The sequence below is a fragment of the Hyalangium gracile genome, from assembly GCF_020103725.1.
GTDB classification, from domain to species: Bacteria; Myxococcota; Myxococcia; order Myxococcales; family Myxococcaceae; genus Hyalangium; species Hyalangium gracile.
On sequence record NZ_JAHXBG010000005.1, the window covers coordinates 539570 to 555361 of the forward strand.

The 15792-nt window shown below is 65.7% G+C and carries 10 protein-coding genes; 3 read left to right on the forward strand and 7 right to left on the reverse strand.

Features of this window, described 5'->3' with window-relative positions; all coding sequences use genetic code 11:
* Positions 1-210: 210 nt before the first annotated feature.
* The 6 genes from KY572_RS12960 to KY572_RS12985 all read right to left on the reverse strand — a co-directional run bounded on the left by KY572_RS12960 (position 211) and on the right by KY572_RS12985 (position 7588).
* Positions 211-1824, reverse strand: coding sequence for a TIGR04141 family sporadically distributed protein (locus KY572_RS12960; RefSeq protein WP_224242889.1), 1614 nt, complete (start codon positions 1822-1824; stop codon positions 211-213).
* A 156-nt stretch (positions 1825-1980) separates the two neighbouring features.
* The gene (locus KY572_RS12965; protein WP_224242890.1) at positions 1981-3612 is read right to left on the reverse strand and encodes a tetratricopeptide repeat protein; all 1632 of its coding nucleotides are present in this window, start codon (positions 3610-3612) and stop codon (positions 1981-1983) included.
* A gap of 242 nt (positions 3613-3854) precedes the next feature.
* Complete coding sequence (locus tag KY572_RS12970) at positions 3855-4931, reverse strand: hypothetical protein (protein WP_224242891.1); 1077 nt, start codon at positions 4929-4931, stop codon at positions 3855-3857.
* Entirely contained in the window at positions 4928-5821 is an 894-nt protein-coding gene (locus KY572_RS12975) for a hypothetical protein (RefSeq protein ID WP_224242892.1), read from the reverse strand. The genes KY572_RS12970 and KY572_RS12975 overlap by 4 nt, the downstream gene beginning before the upstream one ends.
* Positions 5818-6414, reverse strand: coding sequence for a hypothetical protein (locus KY572_RS12980; protein ID WP_224242893.1), 597 nt, complete (start codon positions 6412-6414; stop codon positions 5818-5820). Before KY572_RS12980 ends, KY572_RS12975 begins: the two co-directional genes overlap by 4 nt.
* A gap of 631 nt (positions 6415-7045) precedes the next feature.
* The gene (locus KY572_RS12985; protein ID WP_224242894.1) at positions 7046-7588 is read right to left on the reverse strand and encodes a hypothetical protein; all 543 of its coding nucleotides are present in this window, start codon (positions 7586-7588) and stop codon (positions 7046-7048) included.
* Between the two features lie 282 nt (positions 7589-7870).
* Between KY572_RS12985 and KY572_RS12990 the strand changes: the two genes are divergently transcribed.
* The 3 genes from KY572_RS12990 to KY572_RS13000 all read left to right on the forward strand — a co-directional run bounded on the left by KY572_RS12990 (position 7871) and on the right by KY572_RS13000 (position 15301).
* Positions 7871-12967: an ATP-binding protein gene (locus tag KY572_RS12990; RefSeq protein ID WP_224242895.1), complete on the forward strand. Its 5097-nt coding sequence runs from the start codon at positions 7871-7873 to the stop codon at positions 12965-12967.
* The gene (locus KY572_RS12995; protein ID WP_224242896.1) at positions 12964-14565 is read left to right on the forward strand and encodes an ATP-binding protein; all 1602 of its coding nucleotides are present in this window, start codon (positions 12964-12966) and stop codon (positions 14563-14565) included. Before KY572_RS12990 ends, KY572_RS12995 begins: the two co-directional genes overlap by 4 nt.
* 238 nt (positions 14566-14803) lie before the next feature.
* Positions 14804-15301, forward strand: coding sequence for a transposase (locus KY572_RS13000; protein ID WP_224242897.1), 498 nt, complete (start codon positions 14804-14806; stop codon positions 15299-15301).
* A gap of 10 nt (positions 15302-15311) precedes the next feature.
* Here the strand turns inward: KY572_RS13000 and KY572_RS13005 are convergent, their stop codons facing one another.
* Positions 15312-15734, reverse strand: a complete 423-nt coding sequence (locus KY572_RS13005; RefSeq protein ID WP_224242898.1) for a transposase — start codon at positions 15732-15734, stop codon at positions 15312-15314.
* Positions 15735-15792: the final 58 nt, after the last annotated feature.

The window sequence follows — 15792 nt, forward strand, 5'->3', positions numbered from 1 at the left end:
TAACTGCCTGCGCTGAGTAGCGATGCGCTTGAGAGCACCAGCCGTAGACCCAAGGCTTCTCGCGCCCATATGGTTCTAGCGCTCTCTCGACCGCTGCACGCCAAAGGAGTTCGGCGGGAGTCTGCTCCTTCTGCTTCCCCATCATTGCCTCCCACAACTGCGGCTGGACGCAGTATGGAATGCGCTATACCAATTTCCGTCACCGTCGGCCTAGGCGGCCACAGGCGTCCGCCGCTTCTGCTCGTCGATGTGGCAGATGCCCACCTTGAACCCCAGCAACTCCAGCCGCTCCGCCGCGATGGTGAGGTTCAACAAGCTGAAGAACGGGAGTGACAGCGGCCACTGCGCCTGAGTGGCCCCCGTGATGATGGCGAAGATGATCTCGAACTCGCCCGGGACCGGCTTCACCAACGGATCTCCCAGCAACTGGGCGAGCGAGGGCCGCGCGCGCTTAACTCGCTCCTTCAGCGCCTTGCGGAACCCCGCGTCCTTCAGGAACACCTCCGCCGAGATTAGCCCCTGAGAGAAGAGATGGCTCAGGGTGGAGGAGCGCGTCTTGCGCTTGACGTGGATAAACTGTCGCTCGCTCGAGAAGAGGTCGCACGCCTCGACGCGGGTACGAGCCCCCGTGCACTGGATGAGCTTCTCGTCCAACAGCGCCAACGACCTGGAAGCCTGGCTGGCGAGCAGGTTGTACGCACCCTCCTTCTGGTTGGCGCGGGCGGTGGGGAGGCTCGGCATGTCCCGGGCGAGCCGCGCCGCCTTCTTCTCGATGTCGGTGACGAACAGCTTCTCGATGCGGAACCACTGGCCGCTGGACAGGACGTACAGCGCGTCCTCCAGGTCGAGTTCGAGCACGAGGCAGTTGTAGAACGGCCACCGCTCCACTTCGCGCGATGACTCGTCATAGACGGCCCGGATTGCGTAGCGCTTCAGGTCGTCGACGGTCAGCGTCAGGTCCGCTAGGCGCACCTGCTCGGAGGCGGCAATGGCGTGGAGGCACTCCTCAAGCTCCATGTCCGGGTGCATGTCCTGGCCCCGCTCGCCAGGGTAGTGGAACCCGGCCACCTCCTCCCACCCTACCATGTCGGGAGGCGCGAGATGGGCCTTCTCGAGCTTGCCGTCCTTCAAGAGCTGCAGCATCCGCTCGTTCAGGCGGTTCACCTGCGCGGAGTCCCGAATCGCCTGGATGTTGTCCACCCAGGGGAACGTCGTCAGGTAGTCCTGGCTCTCGAAAGCCTGCAGCAGCCGAGCGCACTTCTTCGGCAGGTTGGCGAAGGAGATGGTGCCGTTCAGGACCAGCGCGTCCTTGCCGGTGAAACGCTTCGCCAGCTCCAGATCACGAGGCTCGCCGGTGAAGGCACGCAGCAGATCGCGGGTGACGTCGACGCTGAAGGCGTCCAGCGAGGAGCCTCGGCTCACCTGGCGCCGGGTGTGAACGGTCAGCTCCTCGAAGGTGCGCAGGTCCACGCTGCGCAGCCGGGCCGGATCAGCCGTGTTCAGCGTCACCTTGAGGCCGAAGTCCAGCTCGAATGTCTCTGGCTTGAGCAGGTGCCGCCCCTGGCCGAAGGTCACGGCGAAGAGCCGGGAGCTGGACTGGATAAACAGCACGCCCGCCGGAACGCCCCCCGTAAGCGGCGGCAGCGGAGTGGAGGTGCCCTCCCGCAGGAAGTCGAACCACCGCGGCTCGTGCTCCACGGCGGGCGCCAGATAGAGGTGGCCCGCGTTGCCGAGCACGGGCACCGGGTGCTGGATGAGCGTGGCGGGTGACTTCAGCGCCTCCTCGGGCGTCTTGAAGCTCTTGCGCAAGAGCAAGAAGGTCAAGTTTCGCGTCTTCCCATTCCGCTTGATGCGTCCGGCTGGCATCCGAGCCCCTGGCGTCATGGGGCCCAACAGAAGTGGTCCCCGGTCCGTCCCTGAAGACGTCGAGCCTCTGGAGGCTCTGACAGGACCTGCCAGGGCCTTCTCACGGCAAGAATTCTAGTACTGCTCAGCGTCGAGCAGCGCCTTGATGGCCAGGAGGAGCGCGTGCGGATCTGTCGCCTGCTGGATGCGCTCCAGGTAGGGTGCGAAGAAACGCCGGGCACTGTCGAACGGGGGCACCCAACGCAGTCCCTCCTCCAACCACTGCCGAGCGAGCACGGGATCCCCTTGGCGCTCCAGTTCGCTCAAGGCGGCCTCCACCGAAACCAGCCCTCGGTGCCAAGCAAAGAGCGGATGCCCCTGCCGGATACCTCCCAAGGCAGCCCTCCGGACCTCATCCCGCTCCACGCGGCCTGGAAGCCGGCGGAGCCGCACCGCACCCCGCACACGCTCAAGCCCGATCCGGGGCCAGTCGAGAAGGCTCTCGGACACCGGCGAGGCTTGGAGCTGCTGTTCCAACCGCTCCCATGGAGCTGAACCACCCTCCCCGCGCAGAGCTCGGAGTTCGCCATTCCAGAGCGCGTAGTCCAGGAAGGCCCGGTTCAGAGACTGCGCCCCCGAAACGTGCGCATTCTTCTCGGCGTTGTGCCGCGTTCCCAGCGCATGCTCCTCACGGGCCTCCTTCAACCGGCCTGCCCTCATCAGCGCGTCGACGACGTAGGTGTGGTTCCGGCCGCAGCCGACGTCCTGGTTTTCATCGTAATGGTCACGCGCCCGGCGCAGTTGGCTCAGTCCCTCCTCCGGACGGCCCTGGCAGGAGAGAATCTGCCCCCGGGTGCTCTCCACGTTCACGAACTCGTCCGAGTTGCGGTCGCCCCCTGACTTTAGGGCGGTGGCGAGTTCCTGGAGCCCCTCCTCGAACTGGTACGTATCCCGATAGAAGACCGCCAAGTGATTGTGGATGACCAGCACATCATCGTGGCGCAATCGGGGGTTTTCGACCAGTGCCGCCGCCGCCTGCAGACACCTGTGAGCCTGCTCGATCTCATTGATATGGGTCCAGCAAGCTCCGGCCCGTGCCAGAGCTCTGCTTCGTACAGAGGGAATCTGCTCGGGCCAGTTCGCGAATCTCTCGAAACGATCCGCGAGTTGGGCCCATCCTCCAAACCCCATCAGATAGTCCTGCTCCAGGCGCTGGGCGACCGCTTTGATGTCCTGGCTCCGCACGCGGCGTTGCGCCGGATCATTCCAGTCATCGCCGAAGGCAGCCCGCAGGGCCTGCGGCGCCTCCTCCACCAGGAGCACACTCCTGCTGGGAGAGAGCTCTTCCGCGTTCGCACGAGGCCCGACGAGAAGGGCCCCCGCAGCCTCCACCTCCTGTACCTTGCTCGCGACCTCCTGCACCTTCCGAAGTGCCATTCCTTGGCTGGGACGACCCAGGACGCCCGTGAAGACCTGCCCCGTTCGAACGGCTCGCCCCGAGAGCAGAGACCACGTCGCGATGAGCGCCGCCAACCCAAGCGATCTCCCCTCTACGGTCAGCGAGCCATCCAACGGCGCCCCATCGATCTGTCCCACCTGGAAATGGAACGATCTCCGGGGATCGCGAACATCGAACAGCTCGTAGAGGGATAGCGCCATCGCAGCCCCGTCATAGAGGCCATCCACGGCGTCGCTTCGCAGCCCCGCAGGAGTTGGAGGCATCGGATCCCGGTCGACGTCGACCAGGGCCACCTCGACGAGGACCAAGGCGGCCTCGCCGGGTTCCGCCAGAGCAATGGCCCCCAAAGCTTGGCCGGGCGGTACCGGCGTCAGCTCAAGCGCTGGAGGTACCAGTGCCCGGAGGCGGACCTCCAGCGCCTCCGAAGCCCAGACCGGCCAGCGCCAGGAGAGCCGTGACTCGAGCCGGTGACGAAAGAAGGGTGAGCCCGGAGACTTCTCGCACTCCTCGATGGCTCGCTCGACCGAAGCGCGGAGTGGCGCGCAATGAATCATGCGTGCGGGTCATCCAACCGAAAGCGTTGAATCTCTCCGTTACAGCGGACCTCCACTTCACCCGCTCGCGTCTCCGCAGCCAGAAGTCTCTTCTCGGACCATGTATGCTCCACCGCAGTGCCGAGGAAGCCATCTCCTTCTCGTGGAGAGACCCGGTACAAGAAGAGCACCCAGCCACCCGCCCTCTTCTGCGCAAAGAGCTGGCTGCCATCCGAGAACGAGAAGATCTCATCCTCGGCTCCCGGATCCTCGTAGCGCGCCTGAAGCTGGTCCTGAGCTGCCGCAGCTCTCCGCTCCCTGGGCCGCGCGGCATGGGCACCGTTGCGCAGCATTCGAAAGACAGAAAGTGGCACGATGGCAGGAGCCTCGAAGATCTCGAGGTCGGCCAGGATGGCGTCATACCGTTCGCGAAGTTTCGGATCGACCTTCAGGGCCAGAGCCACCCGACGCTCCAGACTCTCGTCAACGGTTCCGAGCGCCACCTGGGTCAGGTCGTCTTCGGAGAGCGGCTCGCTGAAGGCGAAGGTCGCGTTCATGCTCGGGTCAACCTCAACTGAGTCAGGCACCCAATTCCAGCCAGAGTCCGGGAGCAGACTCGCGGCCAGGGTCTCTTCCTTGAGCCAGCTCACGGCCTCCAACGCCTCGGGATGTGCTTGAAGAAAGGCATCGAGTTCAGTCAGGCGTCTCCTCACCTCTCGCGCCAGCTCTTCCCACTGCACCGCCTCCAGCGCTCGAGCCCTTATCCAGCAATGATCCCGAGCATTGAGCACTGAAGCAATCGCTCGCTCCGCAGCATTTACCGGATAACCGCTCCCACTCAGGTAAGCTCGCGCCTCATCAAACCGTGCGCGCAAGCGTTCAGTGCCCGGATACAACACGGCATCCACCAACTGACTCACCACAAACCGGCGCAAGCTCTCGTCCGCCTCCACATCCCCTCCGCCACTCAGAGCGTGATTGCCGCGGGCTAGCAGCGCTGCCGCGAGTCCTTCTCTCTCCAGCTCGGAAGGACTCTCCATCAACCCGGAGAAGATCTGCTTCCACTCCATACTTCCTTGGTTCGTCGCACTCACCTCAAGACCCCCCAAGCTAACGGCGAGTGAACCTTCATCCCCCCAGAGACCGCTTGGGTATCATTCACAATCCGGATCCAACGGCTCTTCAGCGTCTTCGGTCCCAGCGTGGACTCACCCGTGACCAAGGCTGAAAAGGCCGTACAGACCGAGAGAGCCTGGCACTCCCCTTTGGCAATCACGGTCGTGCCTGCATCATCCAGGAAATGCATGACAGTGTTCTGCTCAGTCCCGAGATGGACATGCCTGGCATGTTTAATAAAGCCCGTGGCACGCACCACCTCACAAGACAGTTCCATGTAACGCTCACGCAAAGGGGCCAGCAAACGGATGCACTCTGCTCGCGCCGAGCGAGAGAGCCCCGCATGGAGAGCAATGGGCCGCTCGAAATCCGGGTCGGCGTCTTCCGCAAGGCGTTTCCACGCGACGCAGTTCAGCTTCTCCAGCCGAGCCAGGATGTCTTCACGGGCAATCGGTATCTGAAGCAGGTTCGACCAGCGGGCCACGGCCTCCGCCCCACCTCCCCCGACTCCGAGCACATGCTTGATCAAATGAAGATCCACGTTCTGGATCCACGTAAAGCCTCTCAATACCCAGACAGGCTCATCCCTGTCCGGCGTGATCTCGAAGCGCCGGGAGAGATCCAGCAACCGCGAGCGCGCATCGAACCACTCGGCGCGGCGAACATGCTCACACAGAGCCACCAACAACGTCTCTCTGACACGCCCAGACCAGAAAGAGAAGTCGACGTCCTTGAAAGGATTCACCTGACCCGCGAGGACCCTGGCCTCGGAGCCATGCTCGTCCTCGAAGTGGGCCACCGGCGTGGCCGGGGTGAGGGATTTGTGAGTGATTGCCTCGGGGGCAAGACCGATGAATCGCACCTTCATGTCTTCCTCCGCTTCAGCGGTTCGGCCAGCATCTTGGCGAGGTTCTCGAGGACTTCCCTCACATCCGCGTCTTTGACCTGCGTCTGCGCGTACTGCGCCCCCACCATCAACGCCCTGCCCCCTCGCTTCACCCACTGCGAGACGCGGTCCTGGATCTGCTTCCGCGTCCCTGACTCTCCCAGGGAGACCCCCACATCGAGGGTCGGCTCCTGGTGCCATCTCACCCGCTCGAACGTATGCAGCTGCTTGTTTAACTCCGGCAGGGTGAGCCCCACCTGTAAATGCCGTGCCTGCTCGAAGTACGGCCTGGGCGCCTGCTCCCGGATGATCTGGCGGATGCCCTGCCTAGCCGCCTCCAGTGCGCGCATGCGGGCCTCCCGTCCCAGGTGCTTCTCGGGAGGCTCCTCCGGGGCCTCCTCCGGAAGCTCCTCGACCAGTTCCAGTTGAGGCCGCCGCTGCTTCTGGCGGACCCAGTCCTGGAACCGGCTCTCCCGAACGCTCCGGACCCAGTTGAACGTCTCCGCAGCCCCCCGCTCTGGATCCCGGTTGTCCAGCCCCTTACACTTGGGCAGCCAGCGGCAGACCTCGGACACGATATGGTTGGCGAGTTCCTCCGCGTCTCGCAACTCCAGGCGATGTCGGCCCACTAACCACATGTGCACCCAAGGAAAAAGCAGCTTATACAAGGTTGCCTGCGCTTCCCAGCATTGAGGCTGGTCGCGGAAGTACCTCAGCGCCTCCCAGAGCCGCCGGACGATCTGGGCGGCGGGTGGACAACCTTGCGCGTTGCCTCCCCCACTCGTGGAATCAGGGTTCAGGGGTGCGCCTCCTTCCAAGGGCAGCCGTGTACGCTACCACTCTGGTTCAGCCATGGCTTCTTCCGGGAGAGAAGACTCCACTTCACCGGACATCTGACCCAGCCTGGCTGGCCCCCGGACAGGTCGCCTTGCCGGTCCGCTCTGACAGAAGGGGTGTTGGCGGCCGTCGGTACATGGCGGGTCTTCTCCCACTTCACCTAGAGTCGGGAGCTACGGCCCCCCGGAGGCAACCCGGGGCGGCTGGAAGGAGCATGCGAGCATGAGCGGGAGCAGGTCGGGCAACCCTCCTCGAAGTCCCAGTGGCCCCAAGCGAGGGGCCCTGCCCCCGATGCCCCCCCTGTTCACCTTGGTGGACAAGCACGCTCCGTCCCCCCTGCAGGAGCCGCTCAGTTCCTCCTTCGCTCCGCTAAAGCCAGATGGCCCGCTCCCCCCCTGGGTCACGGCGCAATTCGTCACCCTGGTGTACCGGCATGCCCAGTTGTGGCCTGCTCGCGTCCTGCGGTCCGTGAGCATTACGCCCGGGCCGGACACGGACCTGTCGCTTCGTCAGCATCTGGATGATGCGGCGTTCCGCGAGAAGCTCAACTCCATCAAGGTGCAGAACCAAAAGGGTCAGCCCCGCTCCGCTGCCTTTCATGAAGTGCTCTACAGCTATCTCAAGAAGGTCCGGGGCGCCGCCCTCCATCAGTCCGTCATCCGGCATGCAGAGATCCAGGACCCGGTTACCAAATACAAGCTCTTCCTCGACCCTGCAAAGTTTCGCGAGGAGATCAATCGCTTCCAGCCCAAACAGGGTCCCGTCCTTATCAAGCCCCAAAGCCAAGAAGAAACCCTGGCGCTGTATGTCCTTGCCTTTGGCCTCCTCCAGCCTGAGAGCGCCGCGAACTTCGTCCAATCCCTGCTCCAGCTGGGAAGCAGCTTCGCGGAGCTGTTCGCGGTGCAATTCCATTCCGCTCCTGCCTCGCCAGCTCCCGCCATTACCGACGACCCTACCCCGCAGACGGTAGTCCTGGACGCCACTCCCTCCGCGTCTGTCTTGACAGCCCCGGCTGCCCCACCGGCCGCTGTCGTGCCGGTCTCACCTGCCGAGACAGTCTCCACGGCCCCGGCTCCCGCTGAGATGGGCTCGCCGGCGGAGCAGTCCCCCACCGGAAAGCCTGTGGGTCCCCTGGCGACGGCTCCCCAGGAGGAGGAGCCTCCCGTTCCTTACCGCCCTGCGCCCGGCGCGGGGATGCCCGTTCCCAAGCCTGAGCGAACGGATGACGAGCACTGGCAGGTGATCGAGTCCTGCGCCTCGGAGCTGCTGACCGCGTATGAGGATCTCCGCCAGTGCTCCGAGTTGTACGATCAGCTCCGTCGGCAACAAGAAGAGCACTACACCGCCATGGACGAGGAGGGCATCCAGGCGGCCCAGGCGCAGATCACCCAGCTCATCCCCAGGCGCCGCGCCGCGGGCGAGCGGGTGAAGACCGCCTGCGATGGGCTCGACGAGCAGCTCCTGCGGCTGCGCAAGGTCCTCGAGTCGGAAGGTGCCGCCTCGCCGGGTGAGCTGCTAAACCAGCTTCAGGGGCTCTCGGGTCAGGCCCGGACGTCCCAGAGCGTGGACGTGGCGCATGCGCTTCGGCGGTGCGCCTCCGACGTGCGCCGGGAACTCCGTGAGGCGCGCGGCCAGGCGCTGCGAGACCTGGAGGCCCAGGTCAGGGAGACCTGTGACCAGCTCGCGGCGCTCGGGGAGCCGGCCACCGAGACCCTATCGTTCCTCGAAGCGCGGCCCTACCTAGACCGGCCCCTGGATCACGCCCAGAACCGGCTGAGGAACGAGCTGGCACTGCTGAAGAGCCGCATCGCCGAGCGCGAGCAGCAGCTCGCGGCCCAGTCCCTGGAGTCCCTCGAGCAGCAGCTCACCACCGGCAAGGACACCACGGCCGAGGAGCTGGAGAACCTCGCGAAGCTGCTGGAGCAGGCGGCCGAGATGGAGGACCGGTCCCGGCTCGTGGAGCTGGGGCGGCAGCTTGCCCAGAGCATCGCCGTGGCCCAGCTTCCGTTCAACACGGCCTTCGGGCTCTGGCGCCACGTCGTGCGCTGCTTCTGGGAGGGCACCTCCGCAGCCTCCCGGCTCGAGTCCGTCGTCGACTCGCTTCCGCCTCCGTCGTCCGCGAGCCCTCAGGACCTGCTCGCCAAGGTTCAGTTGCTGCTCATCGATGCGCGCCTCGCGGAGGAGGAACCCTCAGAGTTCTGGCCCGTCCTTGAGAAGCTGAGGGCCCACGAGCAGCCCGCCTGGGCACAGGCCTTCTTCACCCTGCTTTGGAAGGCCCCTTCCCCCGCCGCCCTGGCCCGCTGGTGGCTGCTCTTCCCCAAGGCGAGCGTCGACCCGGCCCAGGTGGAGAAGGTTGCCGCTGCGCTTCCAGAGGTGGAGGCCTATGCGGTGCGCTGCTGGGCCGCAGAGCGGGTCCCCCACACGGTGCGCCTCGGCCTCCATCCGCTGCTGCCCCGCTGGCTGCGACGCTGGAAAGGGTGTCCATCGCCCCAGGTGGTCCGCCAAGCGTTCGAGTTCGCGGAGGTGGGTCACGATCCCGCCGCCGATGCACTGCTGGCCGTCCTTTCGGTCCTGACCGATGAGACCTCCTTGCTCTACCAGGGGGTGCTGGATCGGCTCCGGGCCGACGGCTTCGAGACTCTCGCGGAGCACCTGGAGACCTACCTCCTGACCAACAGGACCGAGCTCGCCAGCCTCTTGGAGCGCCACCGTCAAAGACGCGAGGCCACTGCGCTTCTGGACTCGATTGGGGATCAACGCAACCCAGGGGGTGGGCCCGCTTTCGAGGCCTGGAGCTCGTCCATCCTGCCCCAGCTCAATGCCCTGCGGATGCATCTCAGTCAACCCACGCACCGGGCGGACGCCGAGAGAGAGCTGGCCAGTCTCAAGCCCAAGCGTGTCCTGGATCTCGCCTGCGCTGAGGTCGACATCCCGGGCGTCAACCCGAAGGCGGAGGTAAAGATCACCGAGTGGATCGAGACTTATAAGCGCTACCTGCCCATCGCGACCCGGCCCCCGGTGGATCTGCCGGCCAGCTTCCTATCACCGAACCTCGACGCCGGCATGATGCGAGACACGGACCGGCTGGCACGCCTGGGACAGCTGGGCACGATCGCCTGCGAGTACCTGGGGCCGCTGCTGGAGGAGCCCACGCAGGTACTCACGGCGGTGGAGGGGCCCTCCTTCGAAGAGGAGGCCCGGAAGATTTTCGGAGAGGAAGTGAGCAGGCCCATGCTCCGGTGGCGCTTCCAGCTCTCCACAGGCCCAGACTGGCCTGCCCGCGCGGGTGAAGATGTCCTGGAGGAACTCGCGGGCCTGCTCAAGCCCCGGGAAGTCGCTGCGCGCTACCTCGCGCAGCGCAGATTGGATCTTGCCGAGCAGCTGAGCACTCTCCTCGGCCCTGCGGACCGGGAGGCGGTGAATGCCGAGGTTCAGGCCGCGCTCAAGCAGGCCCGCGAGGACACCGAGGCAGTGCTGCAGAGCCTGCTGCGAGAACCCCTTGAGCAGGCCCTGCGCGAGGGCGCCCAGGACGATGCAGCGCTGGGCCAGCGGATGCGGACGCTGCTGGACCAGACCTCCCAACTCCTCCAGGCCTTGCCGGGCCTGCCTGTATCCCAGGCGGAAGAGACCTCCTCCCAGTTGCTGGAAGAGACTGATGCCGCGATCAAGGATTGGGAGGCGTTCACCAAGAAACGGCGCCAGGAGATCCACGAGCCACTCCGGCGCGCCCTGGATTCCTTCCTCCATGGCAAGCCCGTGGAGGGCGGTTCCATCCTGGCGCAGGCCCTGGAGGCGGCGCTCGCGAACAACCTGTCGGAGGCTCGCCGCTCCATCTCCCTGCTGTCTCTGCCGAAGGACCACCCGCTCCGCGCCAACCTCTCCTTCCGTCAGCCGGTCTCCCCATCCGTCCGCGCCCAGCGCATCCGGCCCGCCCAGCCCGTGGAGCCCGGCGCCCTCAGCCGCTTCACACGGCAGAGCTGGGATCGGGCGGAGGTCCCGCCCGGCTTCAGCCCTGTGAGCCTGCTTTCCGCCGGGTTGATGCAGCCCCACGAGTGGCAATTGGCGCTGCTACGCAGCGCGAAGAAGCGGTACGCCGACAAGGGCGAGTGGCGCCCGCTCCTGGCGCGCTGGGCCCTGGAGGAGGGGTTGGCCCAGGCCCGGGATCGCGGCTTCGGCAGGGCCTGGGAGTACGCACGGGACGCGACGCTGCTGCTCGCGAGCGAGCCGGACTCCGAGGATACGCGCTGGACCATGGACGAGGTGCTGTCGCTGTGGCTCGCTGCCCGGCTCGAGGGCAGCCACCTAGCGCGAGCGCGCGAGCCCCTGTCCTGGAGCGAGCTGCGCAACCACCTCCAGATCGCCTTCCTCGTGCGCTGTTTCGTGGAGTACCGCGGGCTGGACGTGTTGAGCGAGGTCGCCGTCGAGGTGAGTGGCATCGGGGGCTTGGCGCTCTCCCGCTTGCTGGCGCCGATCGGTGAGAACGAGCACCACCTGCGGGGGCTGCTGCTGCGAGAGGTCATCCGCGGAGGCACCTCTCTCAGCCACGCCCGCCTCGTGGTGATCGTGGACCTGTTTCTGCCGTGGCTCTCTTCCGAGCGCGCGGCTCGGCTCGAGGAGCTCCTCTCCCAGTGGAGCGGGGCGGGGCTGCTTCACTCCAGCGAGGAGCGCTTGCCCCAGACAGTCCGGTTCCTGCAGGAGGCGGGCGTTCCCCCCGAGCTCCGCTCCCGCTTCGAGGAGGCCTTCCACCAACGCATGCTCAGCCAACGCACGCAGCCCGCTGACACCCGGTTCTCCTGCAACCTGACCACCTCCCTCATCTACCTCTCCTCGGCGGAGGAGTCCCCGGAGGGCATCCAGCTCGTGGCTGACGTGGCGTACCGCGGAGGCCTGGAGAACGCTCCCGACCTGAAGCTGGCCATCAGCCTGGAGCACCCCACCCTGACTGTCGAGTCCGTGCACAAGATCCAGGAGGTGGGACTGCTGCGCCCCGACGATGTGAAGGACATCGTCTTCCCCGTGGTCTCGCTACCAGGCAACGCCCGGGGCGCGGAGGCCTCGAACGCCCTGGTGACCCTCCTGCTCTACCGGGAGGACGCCCGCGGCAAGAGCGAGCAGATCTCCCGCCGCAAGTTCTCGGTGAACGTCGCGGCGAGCTATCCCCATCAGGACGCACCCACGCCCTACATTACCGGCAAGTGCATCAACGAGCTCTCCATGTTCAAGGGGCGCAACAAGGAAGTGGAGGAAATCCTCGACAAGCTCCATGGCGAGCACGTGGACAACTTCGTCCTCATCTATGGCATGCGCCGCATCGGCAAGTCGTCACTGCTCCAGAGGCTGAGCCTCGATGCCCGCTTCCGGAAGTATTACGAGATGGTGCACCTGGACCTTGAGCTGCACCTCAAGTCGGATGACACGCCCGCCACCCTGCTGCAGAAATTTGCCAGCCACATCCGCGAGGAGATTGCCGATCCGCAGGCCCGCGCGCTGGACGCGACGCTCCGGAATGAGGATTGCTACAAGGGCTTCCACAAGTACTTGGAGGGGATCAGCAAGGTGCTCGCGCCCAAGAAGCGGCTGCTGCTGCTCTTCGACGAGTTTCAGATGCTGTTCGTCAAAGAGTACCAGGCGCGCTACGAGGATCTGATCAAGACGCTGCGCCACTGGATCCAGTACCTGACGGTGGGCTTTGTGGTGGCGGGCACCTATGAGCTGAAGAGCGCCACGCTAGGTCCCGGCCAGCGGCTCTTCCAGCTCGGGCTCCCGGTGGAGCTCAAGGCCCTAGACGAGAAGGCGGCGCGCGAGCTGATCCGGGATCCCGTAGCCAACTACTTCCATGTCACCGGCCCCGCCGCCCAGCTCATCCTCGAGGAGACGGACCGGCTGCCCAACCTCATCCAGATCGTCTGTCACCAGCTCTTCCTGCACATGCGCGAACGGCAACAGACGGTGGCCACCCACCGGGACGTGCTCGACGTGCTCCAAGCCGTCTCCCGGAGCGATGAGCATTTTTCCTTCCTGCTCAACCCCGCAGGCGCCGAGCCGCTGCGCAAGGTGGTGATCCGGGCGCTCGCCGAGCTGGGCGTGGACGAGAAGCGCGGCACGACCGAGGAGATCCGGGATCACCTGCAGAGCCACGGCTATGGCAAGGCCCTGGATGGACAGGCCCTGGATGAGTGTCTGCAGTGGCTGAGCGAGCACAACCTCACGTTCAACTGGAAGGGGGAGCTCCGCTTGCGCCCGGCCCTGCTAGCCCGGCATGTCCTTCAGCGCAAGGAGTACCAGCTATGAACGAGAGTTCCCTCGCGCAGCCCTTCGCCTGCCGGACCGCGCTGCCGCCGGGTGCCCCTTCCTTCGCGGGCCACCGGCGACTGAAGAAGTTGCTGGCGACGTTAGGCGGCGTGCAGACCAACTCCGTCTCCGTCGTCGGGCCCCGCCAGAGTGGCCGCTCCAGCTTGCTCCAGCAGCTGTCGTACCCGCCGAACCTGCAGCTGGCGCTCAAGGATGCCGTCATCGTCCAGGCCAGCTTCCGCGACCACCGCGGCGAGCCCCAGGGCGCCATCCGGTATCTCATCAACCAGGTGGCGGAAGCCCTCGATGCGAGGGGACTTCCCCCCCAGTCCGTCCGGGGCGCCGAGTCGATGGTCGACGCAGTGAAGCAGGCGCTGCTGGTATTCCCCGGGCGGCTCATCATCGTCATCGACGACTTCGAGGCAGTGGGCTCGGACCTGCAGCGTGATCACCAGAGCGATCTGCGGCAGGCCGTCTACAACCAGACGCGCGCGGGCTACGTGGTGGCCAGCCGCCTACCCCTCACGCAGTGCCTGCAGGAGTGGAACGATGACATGAGCGACTTCGCGCCCATCCTGACGACGATCCCCGGCCTGCTCGCGCCGCTGAACCGCCGGGAGATCCAGGAGCTGGTGCAGAAGGCGCTCGGGCTTCCCCCCGAGTCTGCGCAACCGGAGCTCATCGCGCGCTTCGTCCACGAGCGGGTGGGAGGGTTCTGCCTCTGGGTCCACCAAGTGCTCGGCATCCTGTTCCTCGAGGAGCTCCTCGGCTCCCGGGAGCTGGAACAGAGTGAGTTGAAGCGGGAGGAGATCGACGCGCTGATCCTCCAGGGGCTCCAGCAGGATTGGAGCAGTGCGTATCGCCGCCTGTCTCCCGAAGCCCGGGACGTCCTGGGGCAGCCAGGGGAGGCTTCGGATTGGACCTTGGAAGAGCTCCAGGTGGCGGGCTGGTCCGCCCCCGACTTGAGGAATGGGTTCAAGCCGGCCGGGCTGCTGCTGGATCGATGGCTGCGAGAGCGCCGCTGGGAGCGCGACCCGCCCCTGACAGCCCGCAGGGAGTCAGAGGATCTCTACGAGCAGCTCGTGAGTGCCGTGGGCGAGCTGAACACACGCAACCAACGCTTGCGGCACAGGCCCAAGGAACTCGTCATCCGTCCGGACGTCTTCTACACCGCTCAAGATCTTCCCTTCCTACGCAGGAAGGTGACGAGTCCCGAGAACTTCGGGCGGTTCGTCCTGTCGCTCGCGCGCCTGCTCTACGATGGGACCGGCGGGGCCACCGAGAAGAAGAAGCTCCCCCCTGCCTGCTACGAGAACCCGGACTGTATCGTCCGGCAGGTGATGACCCTGCGAAACACTTGGGTCCACCTGGGGCACCCCGATGAACAGGTCCACGAGCGAAACCAGGAGTCCGCGACCGCCATCTACCAGCGCTATATCGGGACCCTGGATCCGCGGACTCCCGACGAGTTCGGACGCCTAGCGGACGCCCTGCTGCAGGAGACCATTCGCTTCATCGGGGCGCTCACCCAGGTGTGCCCGTTCGCCGAGGGACTGAAGATCGAGCCGCTCCTCCTCAAGGGCACAGCCCTCCCCTGACAGGAGGGCGACGGCTTTACTGCATCTATAAGTAAGAAGGAGCAGACTCCGCGACAGGATGGGGTCGGCCTGCTGCGCAGGACGTTCGCACTGGACGTCCTCGCCTATACCGGGTGTGGAGACAGGCGCCGGGTGTTGGCGTACATGACAGTGCCGTCATCGGCCGTCCCTAGGAGCTTGTCGGAGAACCTGGTGGGTAGTGCTTCCCCCGTAGGACGCGGTGTGGTTGAAAGGGGTCATGAGCCGATGCCCGACGATGCCCCCTGCCGAGCAGAGCCCGCTGTTGGAAGTGCCCGCCCGCCAGAAGCCTGCGGGAGCTGAGGAAGGAAGCGGTGGGGCCGGGCGCTTCGAGTCCCCGAGGCCGTTGCGTGCCTGGCAGCCGGAGCAGGGGCAATTGCTGCCGCAGTACACGCGAGAAGCGCTGGGAGAGGAGCACCTGGCGTGCTTCTTCGCGGATTTGGTTCGGGTGCTGGACTTCAGCCCCATCCTCAAGGGGTACACGAAAGAATGCGGCCAGCCGCCCTACCACCCGGTGATGATGACGCTGCTGTTGATGTACGCGTACGCGCGGGGAGTCACGAGCAGCCGAGAGATAGAGCGGCGGTGCGAGACGGACCTAGCCTTCCGCTATCTGGCGGGAGGAGAGCGGCCGGACCACGACACGCTGTGCACCTTCCGGGTGAGGCACCTGGCAGCGTTCGGAGCGCTGTTCGTCGACACGCTGAGAGGGTGTTGAGGCAAGGCAGTCAGGCAAGGCGGCCCAGCATCAGTCGGATCATCCCCAGGTAGACGAACGCTTCGCAGGAATCCTCCTTCCGCTCGTAGTCCTTGCTCAGGCGGCGCTCTCGGCTCAGCCACGCCAGCGTCCGCTCCACGATCCAGCGCTTGGGTTGGACGACGAACCCTCGGTCCTGGTCCGAACGCTTCACGATCTCCACCTCGATGCCGGTCTGCTGAGCGATGCGCTCGACCCGAGGCCCTTCATAGGCGCTGTCAGCCCACGTCTTCTTCAGCAGAGGGAACTGCTCGCTGGCCAGCGGCAACACGGCACCCGTCGCATCCCGAGCCTGAACATCGGCCGTCGTTATCCACGCCACCAGCAGCAGGCCCAGGGTATCCACCAGGATGTGCCGCTTGCGGCCCTTCACCTTCGTGAAGAAGAAGGGCATGAAGCAGCCCTGGTGTCTGGCCACCAGCCTGAGTGGGGCGAGCGCCGCTCAGGTGGTG

Bases quoted from the DNA above. Each gene is read 5' to 3' on its own strand.
- KY572_RS12995 (WP_224242896.1), top strand. From the start codon at position 12,964: ATGAACGAGAGTTCCCTCGCGCAGCCCTTCGCCTGCCGGACCGCGCTG.
- KY572_RS13005 (WP_224242898.1), bottom strand. From the start codon at position 15,734: ATGCCCTTCTTCTTCACGAAGGTGAAGGGCCGCAAGCGGCACATCCTG.
- KY572_RS12990 (WP_224242895.1), top strand. From the start codon at position 7,871: ATGCCCGTTCCCAAGCCTGAGCGAACGGATGACGAGCACTGGCAGGTG.
- KY572_RS12975 (WP_224242892.1), bottom strand. From the start codon at position 5,821: ATGAAGGTGCGATTCATCGGTCTTGCCCCCGAGGCAATCACTCACAAA.
- KY572_RS13000 (WP_224242897.1), top strand. From the start codon at position 14,804: ATGAGCCGATGCCCGACGATGCCCCCTGCCGAGCAGAGCCCGCTGTTG.
- KY572_RS12985 (WP_224242894.1), bottom strand. From the start codon at position 7,588: ATGGAATTGCACCGCGAACAGCTCCGCGAAGCTGCTTCCCAGCTGGAG.